The 19698-nt window shown below is 64.4% G+C and carries 16 protein-coding genes; 4 read left to right on the top strand and 12 right to left on the bottom strand.

All coding sequences use genetic code 11. From position 1 onward, the window contains the following. Positions 1–82: 82 nt before the first annotated feature. Positions 83–1363: an N-acetylmuramoyl-L-alanine amidase gene (locus BLEFHOIH_RS06115; RefSeq protein WP_088343634.1), complete on the bottom strand. Its 1281-nt coding sequence runs from the start codon at positions 1361–1363 to the stop codon at positions 83–85. A 765-nt stretch (positions 1364–2128) separates the two neighbouring features. Between BLEFHOIH_RS06115 and BLEFHOIH_RS06120 the strand changes: the two genes are divergently transcribed. Further along, positions 2129–4966, top strand: coding sequence for an Rne/Rng family ribonuclease (locus tag BLEFHOIH_RS06120; RefSeq protein ID WP_088343635.1), 2838 nt, complete (start codon positions 2129–2131; stop codon positions 4964–4966). Positions 4967–5171: 205 nt separating this feature from the next. On the opposite strand, the gene BLEFHOIH_RS06125 is transcribed toward BLEFHOIH_RS06120, so the two are convergent. The 7 genes from BLEFHOIH_RS06125 to BLEFHOIH_RS06155 form a co-directional block, all read right to left on the bottom strand. Continuing rightward, a complete protein-coding gene (locus tag BLEFHOIH_RS06125; protein ID WP_088343636.1) occupies positions 5172–5759 on the bottom strand; it encodes a PEMT/PEM2 methyltransferase family protein in 588 nt (195 codons plus the stop codon). A 41-nt stretch (positions 5760–5800) separates the two neighbouring features. After that, complete coding sequence (pip, locus tag BLEFHOIH_RS06130; RefSeq protein WP_088343637.1) at positions 5801–6769, bottom strand: prolyl aminopeptidase; 969 nt, start codon at positions 6767–6769, stop codon at positions 5801–5803. Between the two features lie 40 nt (positions 6770–6809). Continuing rightward, positions 6810–8138, bottom strand: coding sequence for an aspartate aminotransferase family protein (locus tag BLEFHOIH_RS06135; RefSeq protein WP_088343638.1), 1329 nt, complete (start codon positions 8136–8138; stop codon positions 6810–6812). Between the two features lie 558 nt (positions 8139–8696). Then, positions 8697–10376 carry a DEAD/DEAH box helicase gene (locus BLEFHOIH_RS06140; protein ID WP_088343639.1) on the bottom strand — a complete coding sequence of 560 codons (1680 nt, stop codon included), beginning with the start codon at positions 10374–10376 and terminating at the stop codon, positions 8697–8699. 308 nt (positions 10377–10684) lie between these two features. Next, positions 10685–11164 carry a hypothetical protein gene (locus BLEFHOIH_RS06145; RefSeq protein WP_125461606.1) on the bottom strand — a complete coding sequence of 160 codons (480 nt, stop codon included), beginning with the start codon at positions 11162–11164 and terminating at the stop codon, positions 10685–10687. An 89-nt stretch (positions 11165–11253) separates the two neighbouring features. Beyond that, positions 11254–11568 (bottom strand): hypothetical protein, encoded by a 315-nt coding sequence (locus BLEFHOIH_RS06150; RefSeq protein ID WP_125461607.1) that lies wholly within the window; start codon positions 11566–11568, stop codon positions 11254–11256. Between the two features lie 122 nt (positions 11569–11690). Then, positions 11691–11972 (bottom strand): hypothetical protein, encoded by a 282-nt coding sequence (locus tag BLEFHOIH_RS06155; RefSeq protein WP_088343642.1) that lies wholly within the window; start codon positions 11970–11972, stop codon positions 11691–11693. A gap of 94 nt (positions 11973–12066) precedes the next feature. On the opposite strand from BLEFHOIH_RS06155, the gene BLEFHOIH_RS06160 reads away from it, so the two are divergent. Next, positions 12067–12435 carry a DUF971 domain-containing protein gene (locus BLEFHOIH_RS06160; RefSeq protein ID WP_210191657.1) on the top strand — a complete coding sequence of 123 codons (369 nt, stop codon included), beginning with the start codon at positions 12067–12069 and terminating at the stop codon, positions 12433–12435. An 18-nt stretch (positions 12436–12453) separates the two neighbouring features. On the opposite strand, the gene BLEFHOIH_RS06165 is transcribed toward BLEFHOIH_RS06160, so the two are convergent. Both BLEFHOIH_RS06165 and BLEFHOIH_RS06170 read right to left on the bottom strand, forming a co-directional pair. Next, on the bottom strand, positions 12454–13779 hold the full coding sequence (locus BLEFHOIH_RS06165; RefSeq protein ID WP_088343643.1) for a DUF4910 domain-containing protein: 1326 nt from the start codon (positions 13777–13779) through the stop codon (positions 12454–12456). Between the two features lie 3 nt (positions 13780–13782). Beyond that, on the bottom strand, positions 13783–14844 hold the full coding sequence (locus tag BLEFHOIH_RS06170) for an NAD(P)-dependent oxidoreductase (RefSeq protein ID WP_088343644.1): 1062 nt from the start codon (positions 14842–14844) through the stop codon (positions 13783–13785). A 253-nt stretch (positions 14845–15097) separates the two neighbouring features. Here BLEFHOIH_RS06170 and BLEFHOIH_RS06175 point away from each other — a divergent pair, with 253 nt between their 5' ends. Both BLEFHOIH_RS06175 and BLEFHOIH_RS06180 read left to right on the top strand, forming a co-directional pair. Beyond that, positions 15098–16402 (top strand): O-antigen ligase family protein, encoded by a 1305-nt coding sequence (locus BLEFHOIH_RS06175; RefSeq protein ID WP_088343645.1) that lies wholly within the window; start codon positions 15098–15100, stop codon positions 16400–16402. Between the two features lie 167 nt (positions 16403–16569). Continuing rightward, entirely contained in the window at positions 16570–17061 is a 492-nt protein-coding gene (locus tag BLEFHOIH_RS06180; protein ID WP_088343646.1) for a DUF992 domain-containing protein, read from the top strand. A gap of 60 nt (positions 17062–17121) precedes the next feature. On the opposite strand, the gene BLEFHOIH_RS06185 is transcribed toward BLEFHOIH_RS06180, so the two are convergent. Next, the gene (locus BLEFHOIH_RS06185) at positions 17122–18930 is read right to left on the bottom strand and encodes a methyltransferase domain-containing protein (RefSeq protein WP_088343647.1); all 1809 of its coding nucleotides are present in this window, start codon (positions 18928–18930) and stop codon (positions 17122–17124) included. A gap of 92 nt (positions 18931–19022) precedes the next feature. Then, positions 19023–19580, bottom strand: a complete 558-nt coding sequence (locus BLEFHOIH_RS06190) for a hypothetical protein (protein WP_088343648.1) — start codon at positions 19578–19580, stop codon at positions 19023–19025. Positions 19581–19698: the final 118 nt, after the last annotated feature.

Below are 19698 nucleotides of genomic sequence, written 5' to 3' on the forward strand. Positions count from 1 at the left end.
CGGGTCGCTGCATGAGTGGGTTCTGTTCCAGCCTGGCTTGTGTGTCAAAGATCAACGGACGGCGAAATGTCCGGGCCGGGCGCTAGCCGGGCACGCTAACCATGCGTTTGGCGAAAAAGGCGCCGATGGCATCCACGATCGCGTCGGATACCTTTGTCCGCCACTTGTCGGAGGTCAAGGCACTTTCATCATCCACATTGCTCAAATACCCAAGCTCCAGCAGCACCGAGGGCACGTCCTGGGCTTTTAGGACTTTAAAATTGGCAAAACGGTGGGGACTCCCGGTCATTTCCATCTGGCCCCGGATGCTGGACAGCAATTGCTTGGCGAAGGTGACGGACAGGTTCTTGGTTTCGCGGTGCATCAGATCGATGAGGATGCTGGCGAGGTCGTCGTCGGTGGCGCCGGGCAGCTCGACGCCGGCCAGCACGTCGGAGCGATTCTCCCGCGCGGCGATGATCTTGGCCAGGTCGTCCGAGGCGTCCTCGGACAGCGTATAGATGCTGGCGCCGCGCACATCCTTGGCGACTTTGCCGCCGAGCAGCGGATGTTTCAGGTCGAGCGCGTCGGCGTGGACGGAAATCAACAGGTCGGCCTGCTCCTTGCGTGCCGAATCGACCCGCAAATCGAGCGGGACGAAAATATCCTCCTCGCGCGTCATCAGCACCCGGTACTGGCCGGTCTCCTCCAGCTTGGCCTTGAGCACCTTGCAAAAGGCGAAGACGACGTTCTTCTCATACTGGCCGCCCGGGCTGATGGCGCCGGGATCGACGCCGCCATGGCCGGGATCGAGCACGATCACCGGCTTGAGCTTCTTTTTCGGGCCGCCGCCGGGAGCCGGCGTCTCCTTGGCCGGGTCGGAAGGCTCCTCCATGCTGGTCTGGAAATCGCCCGGCGACATCGAGCGCAGCAAGGTCTGGCTCTTGCGCTGCTTGTCGAATTCGGCGGGCGTGGTGCGGACGAGATCGATGACGAGCCGCGCCGGCTGGCCGTTCTCGGCCGCGCGCACGAAGGCCTTGTCGATCAGCACCGGCTCCACCACATCGATGACAATGCGTGACTTGCCCGGCGCGAACAGCCCGTAGCGGAACGCGCTGATCAGCCCCTTGCCCGAGGCGCCGATGCCGGTCGGCATCAGGAACTTGACCTCCGGCAGGTCGACGATGACCCGATATGGGTCGGAGAGCAGGAAGGCGCGGAAATCGACGGTCTCGGAGAGGTCGGCGACAAATCGCGTGCGCGTCAGGTCGCCGCCGACGCGGGCGTCCTTGGCCACGGCCGAGGATCCGCCACCGGCGGCCTGCGCGGGCGAGAATGCCAATAAAATAGCGGCGATGGCGATGATTAGAAGCTTTGCCGGCATTGCCGTATCAGCATGCTTCGTCACCTTCGATACCCCTCTCCCGTCCGTCGCGGCAATGAACGATCGGCACTATGCTTGTTTCACGGCGCATGATAAAGCCGAGAATTAAGGTAACGTTGTGATTTGACTGCTACTCACGGGAGACAATGCAGGTCGCACTTGCCGAGCGTAGCGACAATGATTAATAGTGTCGACTCGCAAGGATCAGCGACGAGAAGCGTAAGCCCGCTCCGCATTTGTGTCAGGCGCCGGCCCGGATCCTCGCAAATGGTCCACAGCAAATGTCTCGTTTTTGCACAACCGCCCCTTTGGGCAAGCCCGCAAGCGAGAGATTGGCACCCGGCAAGCCGCGCCCGCCCGCAAGGATGGGAGGCGGCAAGGCCCCTTCTAGGGTTTTTCGTTCCCAGCGCGGACTAGTGAGGCGCAGCGGGAACGCCAGCGTAGATTGTCGCTTTCGAATCGGCTCAATCTGCGCACCGACGTTTAGGAATTTGGATGTCGCGGACGCAGAGACGCCCGGACATTTTGGAATAAAGATGAAACTCTCGCGCTCGGATTTTGACATGCGCGCCATGCACGAACATCGCGGTACAAGCGGCCGCTCCAGCCTCGCCTCAGGGCGCGGCTTGGCGCATCGCTTCGTGCTGGATCGCTGCACCGCCGAGCGTCAGCCAACAATGCGTGTCATGACGCGGATGCGAATCTCAGATCAAGCCTTCGAACTTGCTGATCTCCGCCGCTCTGACGCGCGGGAGATAAGAAAAAATGGGAAACAAAATGCTTATCGACGCCACCCATCCGGAGGAAACCCGGGTGGTGGTGCTGCGTGGTCATCGGGTTGAGGAGTTCGACTTCGAATCCGCCTCGCGCAAACAGCTGCGCGGCAATATCTACCTCGCCAAGGTCACGCGCGTCGAGCCGTCGCTCCAGGCCGCTTTCGTCAATTATGGCGGCAACCGGCACGGCTTTCTTGCCTTCAACGAAATCCATCCGGACTATTACCAGCTGCCGATGGCCGAAAGGCAGGCGCTGAAGCGCGAAGAGGAACGCGACACACGCGCCGATTCGGCCGCCTATGAAGATGGCGCGGGCCATTCCGCGTCGCACGAACATGAAGCGGGCGCGGCGCCGCAGGGCGAGGAGACGCATGAGGCCGGCGGCCATCATCACCATGATGGCCATCACGACCACCACCATCATCATCACCATGATGAGGGGCTGGGCGACGACGAGGCCGATCCGCGCCAGCAGACGGCCGCGCTCGAAGCCGCGCTTCCGGCCGCGAAATATTCCGGTGACCTCTATGACGAGAGCCGCTCGGAGCAGCCGGACCTGCAGAACTGGCCGGAATCCAATGTCGAGACCATCTCGGCGGATCATGACGATGATGGCGACGGCGACAGGGATGACGACGCCGAAGATGCGCCGGCCGCCTTCAAGCCCAAGCGTCACGGACGCCGCGACCGCAATGGCAATGGTGCCGAAGAGGGCGTCGATCTCGACCATGTCGAGTCCGTCGGCAGCGAGGACGCGCTCGAGGAACTGCCCCAGCGCAACCGCCGCCGCCGCCGCATCTACAAGATCCAGGAAGTCATCAAGCGCGGCCAGATCATTCTCGTCCAGGTCGTGAAGGAAGAGCGCGGCAACAAGGGCGCGGCTCTCACCACCTACCTGTCGCTCGCCGGGCGCTACACCGTGCTGATGCCGAATACCGGCTCGGGCGGCGGCATCTCGCGCAAGATCTCCTCCCCCGGCGACCGCAAGCGCCTGCGCGAAATCGCGGGCGAACTCGACGTTCCGGACGGGATGGGTCTCATCATCCGCACGGCGGGCGCCGCGCGCACCAAGACCGAGATCAAGCGCGACTACGAATATCTTCTCCGGCTTTGGGAGAATGTGCGCGACCTGACGCTGAAATCGACCGCGCCGGCCCTCGTCTATGAGGAGGGCGACCTCATCAAGCGCTCCATCCGCGACCTCTATAATCGCGAGATCGATGAAGTGCTGGTCGCCGGCGACGATGCCTATCGCGACGCCAAGGACTTCATGCGCATGCTCATGCCTAGCCATGCCAAGAACGTCCAGCCCTATAAGGACCCCGAGCCGATCTTTGCGCGCTATGAGGTCGAGCGGCAGCTCAACGCCATGTTCAGCCCGCAGGTGACCTTGCCGTCGGGCGGCTACATCATCATCAACCAGACTGAGGCGCTGGTCGCCATCGACATCAACTCCGGCAAGTCGACGCGCGAATTCTCGATCGAGGAAACCGCGCTCAAGACGAATATGGAAGCGGCCGAGGAAATCGCCCGCCAGCTCCGGCTGCGCGATTTGGCCGGCCTGATCGTCGCCGACTTCATCGACATGGAGGAGAAGCGCAACAACCGCTCCGTCGAGCGCAAGCTCAAGGAATGCCTGCGCAACGACCGCGCCCGCATCCAGGTCGGCCGCATCAGCCATTTCGGCCTTCTGGAAATGTCGCGCCAGCGCCTGCGCACCGGCATGGTCGAAGGCTCGACCAGCCAATGCCAGCATTGCCAGGGCACCGGCGTCGTCCGCTCGACCGAGTCCGTCGCACTCTCCGTGCTGCGCGGGCTCGAAGACTGGCTGCGCACCAACATTCCCTGCAATCTCAACGCGGTCTGCGCCACTGAGGTCGCCCTCTACATCCTCAATCAGAAGCGCAGCTATCTGAACGACATCGAAGCGCGCCACGGCGTCATTGTCAGCGTCACCGCCAGTGACCGGATGCATGGCGCCAATTTCTACATCGAGAAGGTCTCGGTCGTCGCGGCCGTCACGGGCCCGGCGAGCGCCGCCATCACCCAGACCGACCGCATCATTCAGCCCTTCGAGGCGGAGCAGGCCGAATCCGGAGAGGATGCGCGCCGTGGCTCGCGCCGCAAGCGCCGCCGCAGACGCGGTGGCCGCGAAGATGGCGACAATCGCGAGAGCTTTGCCCGCAATGTCGCCGATGACGACGCGGCCGACGCGCATGACGACGACGACGCCATCGAGGAAGTCGGGGGCGACGCGCCGCGCGAAGTCCATGCCGATGCCGGGCGGGAAGCGGGATCGGACGGTGGTGAAGAGGGCGGCCAGCGCCGGCGCTCGCGCCGCCGTGGCCGTCGCGGCGGACGCCAGCACCGCAATCTGCGCAGCGATCAGCCCGAGACGAATGTGCGCGACGACCTGAACGCACCCTTGGCCGGTTTCTCCGAATCGGAGGATTTCGCCGAGACCTATCAGGTCGCGGACGAGCAGCCTCGCCTGCCGGTTCAGGATATCTGGCAGCCCGAGCCTGAGCAGACCCAGATCGTGGTCCGATCCGAGCAGCCCGCCGAGCGCACACCTGAGGCATCGCCTCAACCTGCTAGCGCACCGTTTCCCGGCGCGGACGAGCAGCGGCCAGCCTACGCCGCCAACGGCGCCGGCAAGCCCAACGGCATCGACCATTCGAAACCCGTTGATGAGGGCAGCAGCAAGGGGCTGGCGTCTGATCAAGGCGCTGAGCCGGAGCTAGCCCAGGCCGACGCCGAAGACGGCCCGCCCCCGCCGCCGAAACCGCGCGGACCCAAGCGCGGCTGGTGGCAGCGGAAGGAATAGGATTTGAGCGGCGGCTCCGGCAACGGGACCGCCGCTTCTCATTGTGGGGGGGCGGATGGTGCGGAGACGCGCGCCGCACTCTCAGGCGAAATCCCCGCGAAGGCGGGGATCCAGTATTCACAAACTCGAAATTAGCTTTCTGCTCAACCGCTGGCGCTGCGGCGTACTGGATCCCCGCCTTCGCGGGGATTTCGAAGCGGGAGCGCTACCGCTCCGCCGCGACCGGCTTCTCAAACAGTTTCGACAGGCTGAGAAAGCGCGGCGTGGCGCGCTTATAGGCTTCGTAGCGGGCGCCGTAGAGGCGCGCGAGCCAGGGCTCTTCGGCATAGGGGAGCAGCACATAAACGCCGGCCGCGAGCAGGCAGAGCAGCGCGGCCCGCTCCGTATCCGCCGCGATGGCGAGGCCCGCAAAGCCCAGTATCGAGCTGACATATTGCGGGTTGCGGCTATAGCGGTAGAGGCCGGACGTCACTAAGCCGTCATCCCCGCCATAGGTCTTGCCGATGCCGAGATCGAAATAGCCGTAGACGGTCAGCGCCAAGCCGGCCAGCGCCATCGGCACCCCGATCAGCGCCTCCCAGCCATGGCCATGCGCGCCGGCGAAGGTCAAGATCCCGAACAGGATCGTCGCGCCCAGGCCGCCGCGAAAGAGCGGCCAGAACACATAGGCCTGCCAGGCGTCTCTCGCCGGGAGGGGCCAGAGTTTGATCGTGTCGGAAAAAGCGGTCAGCGCCAGCAGGATGTTGAGCGCGCTCAGCGCGGCGAGCGCAATCGCGAAGATCGCCAAATGCATCCGGTCTCCGGCCCCTGTTCGGTTAAGGGCCGGTCCGCCGCCTACCCCTGCATCGAGGCGAAGCGGTCGCCGGCCTCGACGATCTCGTGCACGATGGCGAATTCGGTCATGGCGTGACCGGCGATCTGCACCATGCGCAGATCCGCCTCCGGCCAAGCCTGCTTCAAATCCCAGGCATTGCGCATCGGCGTCACCACGTCATAGCGACCGTGAATGATTACCCCAGGCAGATGACGGATTTTTGAAACATCGCGCAGCAACTGGTCGTCGCGCTCGAAGAAGCCCTTATTGACAAAATAATGTGCCTCGATCCGGGCGAAGGCCAAGGCGTAGCTGTCCTCGTTGAAGCGGCTGACGCGCCCCGGATCCTGCAGCAGCGATAAGGTTGTGCCCTCCCAGACGCTCCAGGCGCGGGCGGCTTCCAACTGGACGGCCGGATCGGGGCCGATCAGGCGGCGGTGATAGGCGGCGATCATGTCGCCGCGCTCCTCCGGCGGGATCGGCCGCAGATAATCCTCGAAGGCGTCCGGATAGATCCAGCTACAGCCCTCCTGGTAGAACCATTCCAACTCCGCCCGGCGCAGCAGGAAAATACCGCGCAAAATCAGCTCGGTGACACGCTCGGGATGCGCCTGCGCATAAGCCAGCGCCAGCGTCGAGCCCCAGGAGCCGCCGCAAAGCTGCCAGCGCTCGATGCCCAGATGCACCCGCAGCGCCTCCATGTCGGCGATCAGGTGCCAGGTGGTGTTATCCTCGAGCGAGGCATAGGGCGTCGAGCGGCCGCAGCCGCGCTGGTCGAACAGGATGATGCGGTAGCGGGCCGGGTCGTGGAAGCGGCGCATGGTCGGGTTCGAGCCGCCGCCCGGCCCGCCATGCACCATGACAACCGGCTTGCCTTCCGGATTGCCGCATTCCTCGAAATAGATGCGGTGCAGGTCGGAGACGGCGAGAGCGCCTGTCCGGTAGGGACGGATCTCTGGGAAAAGGTCGCGTCGACCTTGGTTGAGCATCGATTTGCCTCGCCGGTTTTGCCTTAGATCACGATCGGCTCTATGCCGCCCGCCGGAGCGCCTCGCCGAGCTTGCCGACCGCCAGTTCGATCTCGCTCTTCTCGATGATCAGCGGCGGCGACATGGCAAGGATGTCGCCGGTGACGCGCAGATAGAGCCCGCTCTTGAAGCAGTCCGTGAACACCTCGTAACCGCGCTTGCCGGGCGCGTCGGGGCGGGGCGCCAGTTCGATGCCGGCGACGAGGCCGATATTGCGGATGTCGATGACATGGGGCAGATCGCGCAGCGTATGCACCGCCTCCTGCCAGAAACCGGAGATGGCGGCGGCGCGCTCGAACAGCCCCTCGCGCGCATAGATGTCGAGCGCGGCGAGGCCGGCGGCACAGGCGACCGGATGACTGGAATAGGTGTAGCCGTGGAACAGCTCGATGATGTGCTCGGGGCCGTGCATCAGCGCGTCGTGGATGGCGCGCTTGGCGATGACGCCGCCCATCGGGATGGCGGCATTGGTCAGGCCCTTGGCGATGGTCATCAGATCGGGCGTCACGCCGAATTTGGTCGCGGCGAAAGGCGCGCCGAGCCGTCCGAAGCCGGTGATGACCTCGTCGAAGATCAAGAGCAGGCCGTGCTTGTCGCAGATGGCGCGCAGCCGCTCGAGATAGCCTTTCGGCGGCACCAGCACGCCGGTCGATCCCGCCATCGGCTCGACGATGACGCCGGCGATGGTCTCGGCGCCATGCAGCGCGATGATGTTCTCCAGCGCATCGGCGAATTCGGCGCCGTGCTCGGGCTGACCCTTGGAGAAGGCATTGCGGACGAGGTCGTGCGTGTGCGGCAGATGATCGGTGAGCAGATGCGCGCCGAACGCCCGGCGATTGTTGACGATGCCGCCGACCGACATGCCGCCGAAACCGGCGCCGTGATAGCTGCGCTCGCGGCCGATGAAGCGCACCCGGCCGCCCTCGCCGCGCGCCTTGTGATAGGCCAGCGCGATTTTCAGCGCCGTATCGACCGCTTCCGAGCCGGAATTGGTGAAGAACACCCGGTCGAGCCCGTCAGGCGCGAGCGCGGCGACCCGCGTCGCCAGTTCGAAGGCCAGCGGATGCGCCATCTGGAAGGGCGGCGCGAAATCCAGCGTCTGGATCTGGCGCTCGACGGCGGAGGAGATTTCCTTGCGGCAATGCCCGGCATTGACGCACCAGAGCCCGGCGCTGGCGTCGAGCACCTTGCGGCCGTCGGCGCTGGTGAACCAGACGCCCTCGGCGGCGACGAACAGGCGCGGATCGGCCTTGAACTGGCGGTTGGCGGTGAACGGCATCCAAAGATTGGACAGATCCAGCTCATTGGACAGGGCGTCTGCATATTCCATGGGGCTCTCCGGATGCCCGGCGCCGGATGGCCAGGCAAGTCATCGCCGAAGCTTAGAGCATGACCGGAGGGGGAGGGAACCGGTTTTGCGCAAATTCCGCGGCAAATCTCGGGAGATGAAGGGATTGCGCGGCGCCGTGAGGCCGGAATCGTGGAGGCGCAGGGGTCTGCGGATGGGGCGCCGCTTGGCTTGTTGGGGGGAGCGGTGCCGGCCCTGGTGAGCAAGCGCCGAGCCGCCGCAACGAAACGCCGCAGTCTTGGAGGTCTTCTTGCGTCGTCCCTGGCGGCCGTGGGGCCGGACCGGGACCCACTCGCCTATCCGCGAGCACTGCGGCAACGCGGATAGGCGCGTAGGCCCTGCTCTGACGGCCGGGGCGACGGAGTTAGGATTGCGCGGGTTTTACAGGGGTCGCCGATGGGAGCGGGAGGCCCACCGTGCAACGGTGCCGGCAAAGACCGCAAGTTGCGTTTCGCGCGCGAACAGCCGCAGCGGGCCGATAGGATGATCACGGCACTGCGGGACTGATGCTGCTGGCAGGCGCGGGGCGCCGTCCGCCGCTTATTTCGTGCGGCGGATCGGGGTCATCAGGAAGGCGGGGACGTGCTCGCCGAGGCCGACGACGGAGGGCTCTTCCTTTTCGCGGCGGCGGCTGCGTTCGCGGTGGGGAGGCGCCATGCGGTCGGTGGAGGTGACGACAGTATTCGGCGTCGGCTGCGGCGCGCCATGATTGCCACGGCCACGGCCATTATGCTCGCGCGGCGCTCTCGGCTCGTTGCGCGGCGCGGCTTCCGCCTGCTGCTCGCGAGGCTCGGCACGCGGCGTGCGTTCGCGCCGCTCACCACGCGCGGGCGCATCGGCCCGGTCGCGGCGACTGCTGCGCGGCGTCTCGGACCGTTCGGCTTTTTCAGCGCGAGGGGCGGCTTCGGCGCGTTCCGGCTGCTCGGCGCGCTCCGGCCGTTCGGCGCGGGGGGCGGCCCCATTGCGCTCGCGGCCCGAGCCGCGCGAGGCGCTGCGTTCGCGGCCTGCCCGTTCGGGCTTGTCGCTCGATGCGCCGCGCCGTGAGCGCCCGCCCCGGCGGCCGCCAAGGCCGCGCGCTTCTTCAAGCGCCTCGGGGGACGGCTCGCCGTCGATCCATTCGATCTTTTCGCGGCAAAGCTTCTCGATCGCCCGGATCGCGTCCATATCGCTAGGCGTCACCAGGGTCGCGGCGTAGCCTTCCCGGCCCGCGCGTCCGGTGCGGCCGATGCGGTGGACGTAATCCTCCGGGGTGATCGGCACGTCGAAATTGAAGATGTGGCTGACATCGGGAATGTCGAGGCCGCGCGCCGCCACGTCGCTGGCTGCGAGCAAGGCGATGTCGCCGCGCCTGAATGCGTCGAGCGTCGCGGTGCGGTCGCGCTGCTCCATGTCGCCATGCAACCCACCGGCATTATAGCCGTGCTTCAAGAGCGATTTCAGCAGGATGCCGACATCGCGCTTGCGGTTGCAGAAGATGATCGCGTTCTTGACGCCCGATACGTTGATCAGGTCGCGCAGAACTTCGCGCTTCACCTTGATGTCGGAGGGAGAGAATTTTAAGCGCTGGATGATGGTGGTGGCGGCGGATGAGACCTGGCCGACTTCGATGCGCTTGGGATTGATCAGGAATTTGTCGGCGAGCTTTTGAACTTCTTTCGGCATGGTGGCCGAGTAGAACATGGTCTGGCGATTGGTCGGCAGCGTCGAGCAGATCTTTTCGATGTCGGGGATGAACCCCATGTCGAGCATCCGGTCGCCTTCGTCGATGACCAGGATTTCGACCGCCGAGAGCAGCAGCCTGCCGCGCCCGAAATGATCGAGCAGCCGCCCCGGCGTCGCGATCAGCACATCGGCGCCGCGATCGAGCTTGCGGTTCTGCTCGTCGAAGGAGACGCCGCCGATCAGCAGCGCCACATTGAGCTTGTGGTTGACGCCGAGCTGCTCGAAGGCCTGGGCCACCTGGGCGGCCAATTCGCGCGTCGGCTCCAGAATGAGCGAGCGCGGCATGCGTGCCCTGGCGCGGCCGGTTTCGAGGCGCGTCAGCATGGGCAGCACGAAGGACGCCGTTTTGCCGGTGCCTGTCTGCGCTATGCCGACGATGTCCCGTCCTTCGTTCGCGGCTGGAATGGCCTGAAGCTGGATGGGCGTGGGCGTGTTGAAGCCAGCGGCGACGGTGGCGTCCAAAACTTTTTGACTGAGACCGAGATTAGTGAATGTCATGTGCGCTCGTTCGCAGCCATGAAGCTGTCGAACTGTTCAAGGTTAGTGTGAACTTTTATAACAGGCGCGGGCCGCAAGCTCTTGACGAGACATTAGAGAGCGCGTCTCTAATGTCAAACTCCGACCCTGATTGTGATCGAAATTAAAGCCGCGTTGAGGTTTTTGGACAACGCACACTGCTTGAATGGCAGATATAGGCCACAGCGCGCCATATGCAAGCATTAAACGCGCCGGCGAGGCGGTCGGGCCACAATCCGCCTGTGGCAAAACTGCAGAATGGCAGCTTTAACGTCGCCGGCGCCGCTTCGTCACTTCTTCGGCTCTGCCGGGGCCGGTGCATCTTCGCCGACCGAAGGCATGATTTCATATTTGCCCTTGGCGTCGAACTTCACATGCAACGAGGTGTCCTGCTCGCTCTCGGCGCCATAGGCGGTGATGATCAGCGTCATCTCGTTTTCGGTCTCGGCATCCATGGCGAGAAAAGCATTGGCGAGCTTCTTGTCGGCGACTTCCTTGATGAGGACCGTGCGGACGACTTTCGGCGGCACGTCGGTCTTGTCGAGCGCCAGCATCTGCACCAGCACATTGGCCTGGCCGACGGCGCTCGGCGACACGACGATGGCGCGGTAGACGCCGGAGGCACCACTATCCGACCAGGTGCCCCCGCTCACCACTTCGGAGATTTCGGCGGGAACGACGGATGCCAGCTTTTCGGGGTCTTCCGCCCTCGCGGCAGAGGGCACGGCGAGCAGGCCAAACAGCAAGGCGCAGCGCAGCATAGACTTCATAGGAACCCCCTCGACGGCATACAGATCTCGTCCTGCATTAGCCGCCAAGGGATACCGCTGTCAAAGCCGATCTCGACGCACCAGGACGATCAAAAGGCCGACGGGCTGGTCGTGTCGAAACGCGGATCGCTGAAGACCCGTTCCTTGAAATTGCGCGGGTCGAAATTGGGATAGTTGCCGTAGGGGCCATTCCAGTCGAGGAAGGGCTGATTCTCGAAGGCATAGCGGTGGCCGCCGGGCCGGAACAGGAAGCCGCGCACCTGCGGCTTGCGGTGGGAGAGCGCGTCATTATCCTTGCCGTGATCGCGCCGCCACCAGCCTGCATCGGCGGTGCTCGTCAGCACGGTCGTGGCGGAAAACAATGTCAGCGAGGCAACCGCAACCAAGGCCGTCAATGGTTTCATGGAAAACTCCTTTACAACCGTGCGGAAGCGTCGATCGCGCCGCCGCTACGACAACAACACCTTAGGCAACACCAGGAATTTCTTCGGGTTCCGCAATATGGATCAAACAAATGTCAGGCGGGTTAAATCCCGCCTTCGATATGGTTAAGGGATGTGCCGGGGCGCAAGGGGGCCGGAGAGGCGCGGCGCGACAAGGGCGGCAATTTGATGCCGCGGAAGCGCTGGCGCAACAGCTCGACCTGGCCGAGCGGGGTGATATAGATCAGCATCGCCATCTGGCGGGCGAGGTCGTAATTGATCAGCTTTTCCCGATGGTCCGCCGGGATTTCGAAGGCCTCGCGCGGGCGTTCGAGGATCTTGGCCAGCGAGGCGCGTTCGCTTCGGGAAAGCTGGATTGGCGGCATCAAACGACCTCGTCGACAAGCGGGCTTTCACCCGTTACGCAACACTTACCGGCAGTCCGTTAAATTAGTGCTGAAGGGCACAAAGAGGCAAGCGATGATGACCCCTATAAGTGAGGATTGGCCGACCGAAATCCGTCTCAATCCGGCGAAAGACCTTCTGCATATCGCCTTCGAAGACGGCAAGCGATTTGCCTTGCCCGCAGAATTCTTGCGCGTCTACAGCCCGAGCGCCGAAGTGACGGGGCATGGCGCGGAAGAGCGCAAGATCGTCCCCGGCAAGCGCGATGTGCTGATCGCCCGGATCGAGCCGGTCGGCAATTATGCCGTGCGCCTCATCTTCAGCGATGGGCATGGCACCGGAATATTTTCCTGGGTCTATCTGCGCGAGGTCGGTGAGGGTCAGGCGAAGCTGTGGGAGGACTATCTTGCGGCGGTCGCGGAGCGGGGGCTCAGCCGGGATTAGGGCGAAGCGCCCCAAGCCTCACAGTTCCAGCCGCTCCAGCGGATCTTCGCGCAGCGGCGCCAGCAGGCCGTGCTCTTCCAGCAGACGGGCTGTCGCCAGCACCACGGCGAAGGGCAGGCCCGCCCTCTCGGCGATGTCGAGCAGCGAGTGCTCGCCGTCGGACAGGTTCAGCACCCAGAGCATCGCCATGTTCTTCGCCGCCGCATCCTTGTCGCCGCCGATCGCGCCGTAGAGACCGCGCCGGCCAAGCTGCGGCTCGCATTTCGGCGACAGGTTCAGATAGCGCCCGTCATGCTCGACGATGTCGATGGCGGCGGTGATCATGGCGAAGGAAGCGGCCAGATGCTCCGGGCGGATGAAATCGAGATTGTCGGCGGAGGTGTGATACTCGGGGAAGGTGCCGAACTGGCTGCGCTGGAACATACCGACGGGCAGGTTGAAGCCGGGCGAGCAATATTGCCGCTCGTCATAGCCATAGGGAAAAAAGTCGATGATATCAGGCGCGGGCGCGGCGTGGCGCAGCACATGGCTCATCGCGCGGTCGATCATCGCATTGCCGCGCCGGCTCTTCTTATAGGTCGGCCCGCCGCCATCGCCGACACAGGAGACCGTCAGCCCATGCTTGATCCGATGCGCCTGCGCCTCGTTGCGGGCGAGCCAGGTGATCGCGCCGATGGTGCCGGGCGCGAACAGGAAGCGGTAGCTGAGCCGCGTCTTGCGTCCCGCCAGGTGCTTCGCCAGCAACGCGAGCAGCGCAAGACCGGAGCAATTATCGTTGGCGAGCGAAGGGTGGCAGATATGGGCGGAGAGCAAAAATTCGTCCTCTCTCTCGCCGCGATGCAGATATTCGCCGTAGCTCAGATGGCCATCGGTCAGCGCGGCGTCGATGACGGCTTCGTACATCCCGTCCGGCAGCGCCGCGAGCGCATTGTGACTCATGCAGAAGCCCCAGCGCTCGGCATAATATGACGTGCGGTAGGGAATGAGCTCGGGCTGGTCGGGCAGCGTATGGATATGCGCCTTCAGCTCGGCGAGCGGCATGGTCCGGCGCACGGGCACACTGTAATTCAGCACATGCAATGAATGCGCCCGGAAATCCACGACACGCTCGCCGGCGGCGTTGGCGATATAGGCGTCACGGATGTTCCATTCGCGCGGCACGGTCCAGTCGAAGACCGGCGTGCCGGAAGGCACTTCATGCACGGTCAGATCGAGATGGCGGCCGAGAATGCCGAGCGTCCGGCGCACGCCGTCGCCGGTGATGCTGCGGCAGATCGGGTAAAGCTCGGCGGCGAGCGCATAGATCTCGCCGCCGATGCCAGCCTGTGAACCGGTGTCCGCCATCGCCTAGCTTGCAAGCGCCGTCTTGACCTCATCGCGACCGGCAGGGTGGCGCAAATTGGCGTCGATGATGCCGTCCGCCATCAGCGTCCTGATGTGGCTGATGCGCTGGTAGCGCGGACCTTCGAATTCCTCCAGCGTCAGGCCGGAGCTGCGGTAGGCCGCATAAAGCTCCTCGGCCCCGCGCCGCGCGTCCCATTGCGGCTTGAAATCGAGCGTGTCGGCGATCTTGTCGAAGCTCACCCGGTAGGAGCGCTTGTCGGGCCCGGCGTCGCTGGCATATTCGAGCCGGCAGCCCGGCACCACTTCGGCGACGATCTCGGCGAGGTCGCGGATGCGGTAATTATGCTCGCTCTGGCCGACATTGAACGCCTGACCGCTGACCTTGTCGGCGGGCGCCTCGATGGCGGCGGCGAAGGCGCGGGAAATATCCTCGATATGCACGATCGGCCGCCAGGGCGTGCCGTCCGACTTCAGATAGATCAGCCCCTTGGTGACGGCCCAGGCGACGAGATTGTTCAAGACGATGTCGAAGCGCATCCGGGGCGAGACGCCGTAGGCGGTCGCCGGGCGCAGGAACACCGGCACGAAATTCTCATCCGCCAGCGGCGCGATGTCCCGCTCCGACCAGACTTTCGATTGCCCGTAGGCGGTGACCGGATTGAGGTCGCCGGTCTCGTCGATCATGTCGTCGCCGGCCTGGCCGTAATTGCTGCAGGAGGACGCCATCACGAAGCGCGACACGCCCGCCTCCTTGGCAACCTTGGCCAGATGCACGCTGCCGCGATGATTGATGGCGAAGGTGACGTCCGGATTGAGATTGCTGAGCGGATCGTTGGAGAGCGCGGCGAGATGCACGACGGCCTCGACGCCCTTCAGGTCGGCGGGGGTCAGATCGCGAATATCCTTGCGCAGGCCCGGCACCGGGGTGATCTTGCCGCCCGCATCATAGGTGCAGCGTTCATAGAGATCGCTGTCGATGCCGCTGACGTCATGGCCGGCCTTCAGAAGGAAAGGCACCATGACCGTTCCGATATAGCCGAGATGGCCCGTGACAAGAACCTTCATCCGACATCACCTCCCACGTAAGTCGTTACGCCTGCCGAAGCACCCAACCGGCAATTTAGACGCCCTCGCATAGCAGTATTTTCGCATCTTGGCTGCAAAATCCGGCCAAAACAGCTAACAACGGCGAGAGGGATCGGGAGTAAACACGCATGCCCGGCCCGGTTTGCGATTTGGTAAGGCCGTTTACGGACACTGCATGCATGATTAATCTATCCTGTCTCCCCTTGGCCGCACACCGCGAGATCAGCAGCCGATGAGCGATGCCGCCTCCACGGCCGGCTACCCGCCCCTGCCGCCGCCCGCCCCCGCGCGAGCGCGCCGCCGGCGCTGGACCATCGTCTTGTCGCGCAAGACGGTCACGGATTTTGCCTGCATCATCTTCATTCTCTGGGCCAGCACAGGGCTCAGGCCGCTGCTCCCCGGCTTCTTCGCCAATGAGCGCTTTCTCTGGATCATCGCCGACGTCATCGTGGTGGCCTGGCTGCTGCTGCTGCCTGGGCAGGTGCTCGCCATCACCCGCAACAACCGGATCCTGATCGCCTGGGGCGGCCTAGCCTGCCTGTCGATGATCTGGTCGCTGTCCTCCTCGCAGAGCCTCTATTTCGGCCTGCAATTGATGTTCACCATCTTGATGGGCTTCCTGCTTTGCGCCTGGACCACGCGCACGCGGCTGATCCAGATCATTTTTCTCGGCCTGCTGCCAACGCAACTGATCTCGTTCCTGGTGCTGTTCGTGATGCCGAGCCTGACTGTCGGATTCGCCGGCGGCGGTGCGTTCACGCATAAGAACGTGCTGGGCAGCTATATGCTGCTGCAGCTCATCACCAGCCTTTGCCTGTTGCTGCAGGGCTGGCGGCCGATGCTGACGGCGAGCGCCTTCCTGGCTGCCTGTGTGCTGATCGTGCTGTCGGGCTCCGCCTCATCGCTCCTGATCGCGGTGCTTGTGGTCGGCGGCATCGTGCCGCTCGCCATGCTCTACCGTAGCAATGCCAACCTGACCCTGGCGATCCTCGGCGCGGGCATCATCACCGCCGCCGCTTTCGCCATCGTCCTGCTCACCACCGATTTCAATCCGGTGGAATCCGTGCTCGGCAGCGTCGGCAAGGACGCGACCCTCACCGGCCGCACCGTGCTCTGGCTGTTCGGCTGGGAGGCCTTCATGGACCGGCCATGGTTCGGCTTCGGCTATCGCGGCTATTGGTCGAGCGAGCAGTCCACCATGCTGCTACTGCGCTATGTCATGCAGCAGGATCTGGAGATCTTTCACAATAATTTCGTCGAAGTGGCCGTCGCCTTCGGCATCTGGGGGCCGTTGCTGCTGGTGGCGGGACTGGTCGTCGGCATCCGCCGCTCGTTCATGGAATTCCTGCGCACGAAATCGATCTCGACGCTTTGGGCGCTGCTGTTCTTCCTGTTCGTCATCACCTACGCCTTCGCCGAGAACCCGCTCTTTGCCAACCACCAATTGCTGCAAGTGCTGTTCGTGGTGGCGATGGCCGCGCGCGACCCCACGCCCCCGCGGAGCGCCATCGGCGAAGTTTCGCCCGAGCGGAACTGACGCGGCTCTCGCGGATTACATCAGTCCAAGACAATGTTTGGTTCATATTGAATCGAGCATTGTCTGTTGGTTAGTCGTTTTTCGCAGGATTTTCCGCGAATTCGGTTCCCTCCCCTGAGCCGGGGACGGGGTGACCGATGCTGTCTGACACCAATGGAGGGATTCCAATGTCAAATAAGCTGAAACTTCCGGTGCTTGCTGTCAGTGCTCTGGCGCTCGTGGCTTTCGCCGCGCCGGGGTCCATGGCCAAACCGAGCCGCGACGGCGTGCGCGTCGGCGTGCTGACCTGCAAGGTCGAGGGCGGCCCGGGCTTCGTCTTCGGCTCCAGCAAGGAGCTGAACTGCCGTTTCGAGGGCTCGGGTGGCCGCTCAGAGCGCTATGAGGGCGAGATCAACAAGTTCGGCATCGATGTCGGCGTCACCGGCCCGGCGACCCTGACCTGGGCCGTGGTCGCTCCGACCGAGGACGTCCGCCGCGGCGCGCTGGAGGGCAATTATGTCGGCGCCTCGGCCGAAGCCTCTGCCGGCGTCGGCGCCGGCGCGAACCTGCTGGTCGGCGGCTCGGACGAAACCATCTCGCTGCAGCCGCTCAGCGTGTCCGGCGGCACCGGCGTCAATGCGGCGCTGGCCGTGTCCGAACTGGTTCTGCGCGGCTCGTAAGCCCGCCACGCTCTTGGATGAGCTTGAAAAAGGCGCCTTTCCCGGCGCCTTTTTTATGCTTCAGCGCTTCTCGCACCAGAGCTGGTACATGGCATCGAACAGACGCGGATGCTGCTCCTCGAAGGCCGCCCAGGCCGCCAGCGAGCCGGGATGCTTTTCGCCCGGGAACTGCTTATGGAACGCTGCCATGATCGGCCCCGGCAAGTTGAAGCCCCGGAAGATCAGGCCGTTGGCGTCCAGGAACGCCTCGATCTCGGAGAGGAAGATCGGGCGCTCATGCTCGTGCAGCGCCAGATCGCGGAAATTGCTCAGCGTATAGAAATCATGCGAGGCGGTCAGCCCGCCCGCCGCGCCGGGGCGATCCATCAGTCCGGCGCGATAGGCCCGCGCGGCATCGTCGCCGCAGGCGGGGCCGGGATAGTCCGCTTCCGTGCGCAACTCGGTGATGTTACGGCGGGAGATCGCGCTGTAGAGCCCGGTCAGCATCAGGCCGCCCGGCTTGAGCAGGCCGAGCAACGCCTGCCAGCCCTTGAACGGCTCGTCCATATGGTGCAGCACGCCGACGGCTTCGATAATGTCGAACGGCCCGGCTTCGGGCGGAATGGCAAGCAGATCGGCCTGGGCAAAACGGATATTGCCGACGCCGAAGCTTTCGGCCTTCGCCTTGGCATAGGCAAGGCTTGCCCGGCTGAGATCGACGGCCAGCACGTCGGCCTGCGGCCCATAGCGCACCGCAACACCGAGCGCGTGCTTGCCTGTCCCCGCGCCCGCGATCAGCACCTTATATGGGCCCTCGAGTCGGGATAGCGTTTGCGGCGGCGCGTAGAGCGCCAGAATTTTCCGGGCGCTACCCTCGACCGGCATTTGCAGGCTGGTCCAGCGCGGATAGGGATGCGCCTCATATTGGCGGGCGACCTTGCGCGAGGTCGGATCGTCGATGGCGCCGAGCACCGGGATGCTTTCGGCCAGCTCGGTTTGCCGCGCGGCCTCGTCAAGGTAGCGCGCGAGCAGTTCGCCGAGACCGCGCGGCCGCAGCGACCGGCAATCGCTGCTGGTCAGCGCATCGCCGATCAGCTCGTGCCGCGGCCGGTAGAGCAGGCCGAGCAGCAGCTTTCGCGCTTCGGTGGAGGCGCCGCCGCGCAAGGCGCTCCAATCGATGCCGAGCGCTGCGAGAGCGTCGCGCTCATTGTCCCCGGCCACAAAGACATGTTCATTGTCGAGACATTGCCCGATCAGCGCCAGGACGAAGCCGGTCAGCGCCTTGTCCTCGAAACGATCTGCCGGAACTTCGAGCAGCAGCACGCGGCGCAAAGCGGTCAGCAAGCGCTCGAGCCCTGGATCCCGGTTCGCGCCGCTGGTGAGCGCGGCAAGCAGCAGCGGATGGGCGAGGATCTTGTCGGTGCGGCGCAGGATCAGATCGCGCGCCGCATCCTCGGCGCCGCCCGCATCGGCCAGCGCGATGAATTCGCCGAGCGGTGAGGCCGCGCGCAGATGCGCGATAGCGGCGGCCGCGACGGCCTGCCGGTCAATCCGGTCGAAGGCAAAGGCCGCGAGCATCCCGTGCGGATCGAGCGCGCCGGGCGATTGCAGCACATAGCGCAGATTGAGCATGGCGAGACGCTGCGCCGGCTCGAACCAGGCCGGGCGCTGCCGCAGCGCCTGGGTCAGCAATTGCGCCGCCTCGTCGATATCGCCGATGCGCTCCTTGGCGCTCGCCAGATTGAACAGCGCCACCGGATTTCGCGGCTCGGCCTTGACGGCCTTGGCGAAGGCCTCTGCGGCGAGATGCGGGCGTCCGGCGAGAAAGGCTTTTCTGCCCTCGCTCAAAAAATCCGGCGGTGACGGCTTGGCACGGCGGGTTGATTTCATGGCCGATGCCTAGGACGGATTTCGCCCGAAGGCCACCGAAAACCGCCCCAGGTTTTTCGCCCGCACATCATTTTTGCGCCGATGGCGCCAAGTCAGCAGCCCGGCGGGGTGTCCGCGCCGCGTCCAGGCTTGAAATTGTCCTCGATGGTTTCGATCAGCCCTTCATAGAATGGCTTTTCCGAGGTCGGGAAGGTGACGCTGAGCACGTTGATGACCTTGCCCGAGCAGGAGAACATCACCTTCTGATAATAGATGTTGTCGCCGCGAAAGCCCGACAGCACGAACCAGCTTTGCGCGGTCGGGCTGTAGTCCATCTTGTCGTAGCCACCGAACTCTTCGAGGATGATCTTGCGGTATTCGCGCGGGGAAAAATTCTCGGTATTCAGAGTGCCGTAGACGACGATCTTGGCGCGCCCGTCCGGGGTCGCAAAACTCTGGCCGCCGCCATTGGCGGGCAACTCCCCCGGCTCGAACAGCGCGGTCGGGTAGTAGAGGCTATAGCCGAAGCGCGCGTTCTGGTAGGTGTTCCAGCGCTCCTGCTCCGCCGGCTTGTGCTTCGTTGCGGCGATCGCCGCGACGCCTGGCAAAAGGAGAATGGCGGCGAGCAGGAGAAACCCCCGCCGCCGCCCCGAATTGGGTCGTGTCCGCATGATCGAGCCCTCAAAATCATGTTCCGCATCTAGCCGGCATTATCCGCCGGTTTCGCACCACAGGTGAATCAAACCTGCGTCAGGGCATGAAGTTCGGGCAAGCGGCCCCTCAATTGTC

It is taken from the genome of Rhodomicrobium sp. R_RK_3, from assembly GCF_002198715.1.
Classification (GTDB): domain Bacteria; phylum Pseudomonadota; class Alphaproteobacteria; order Rhizobiales; family Rhodomicrobiaceae; genus R-RK-3.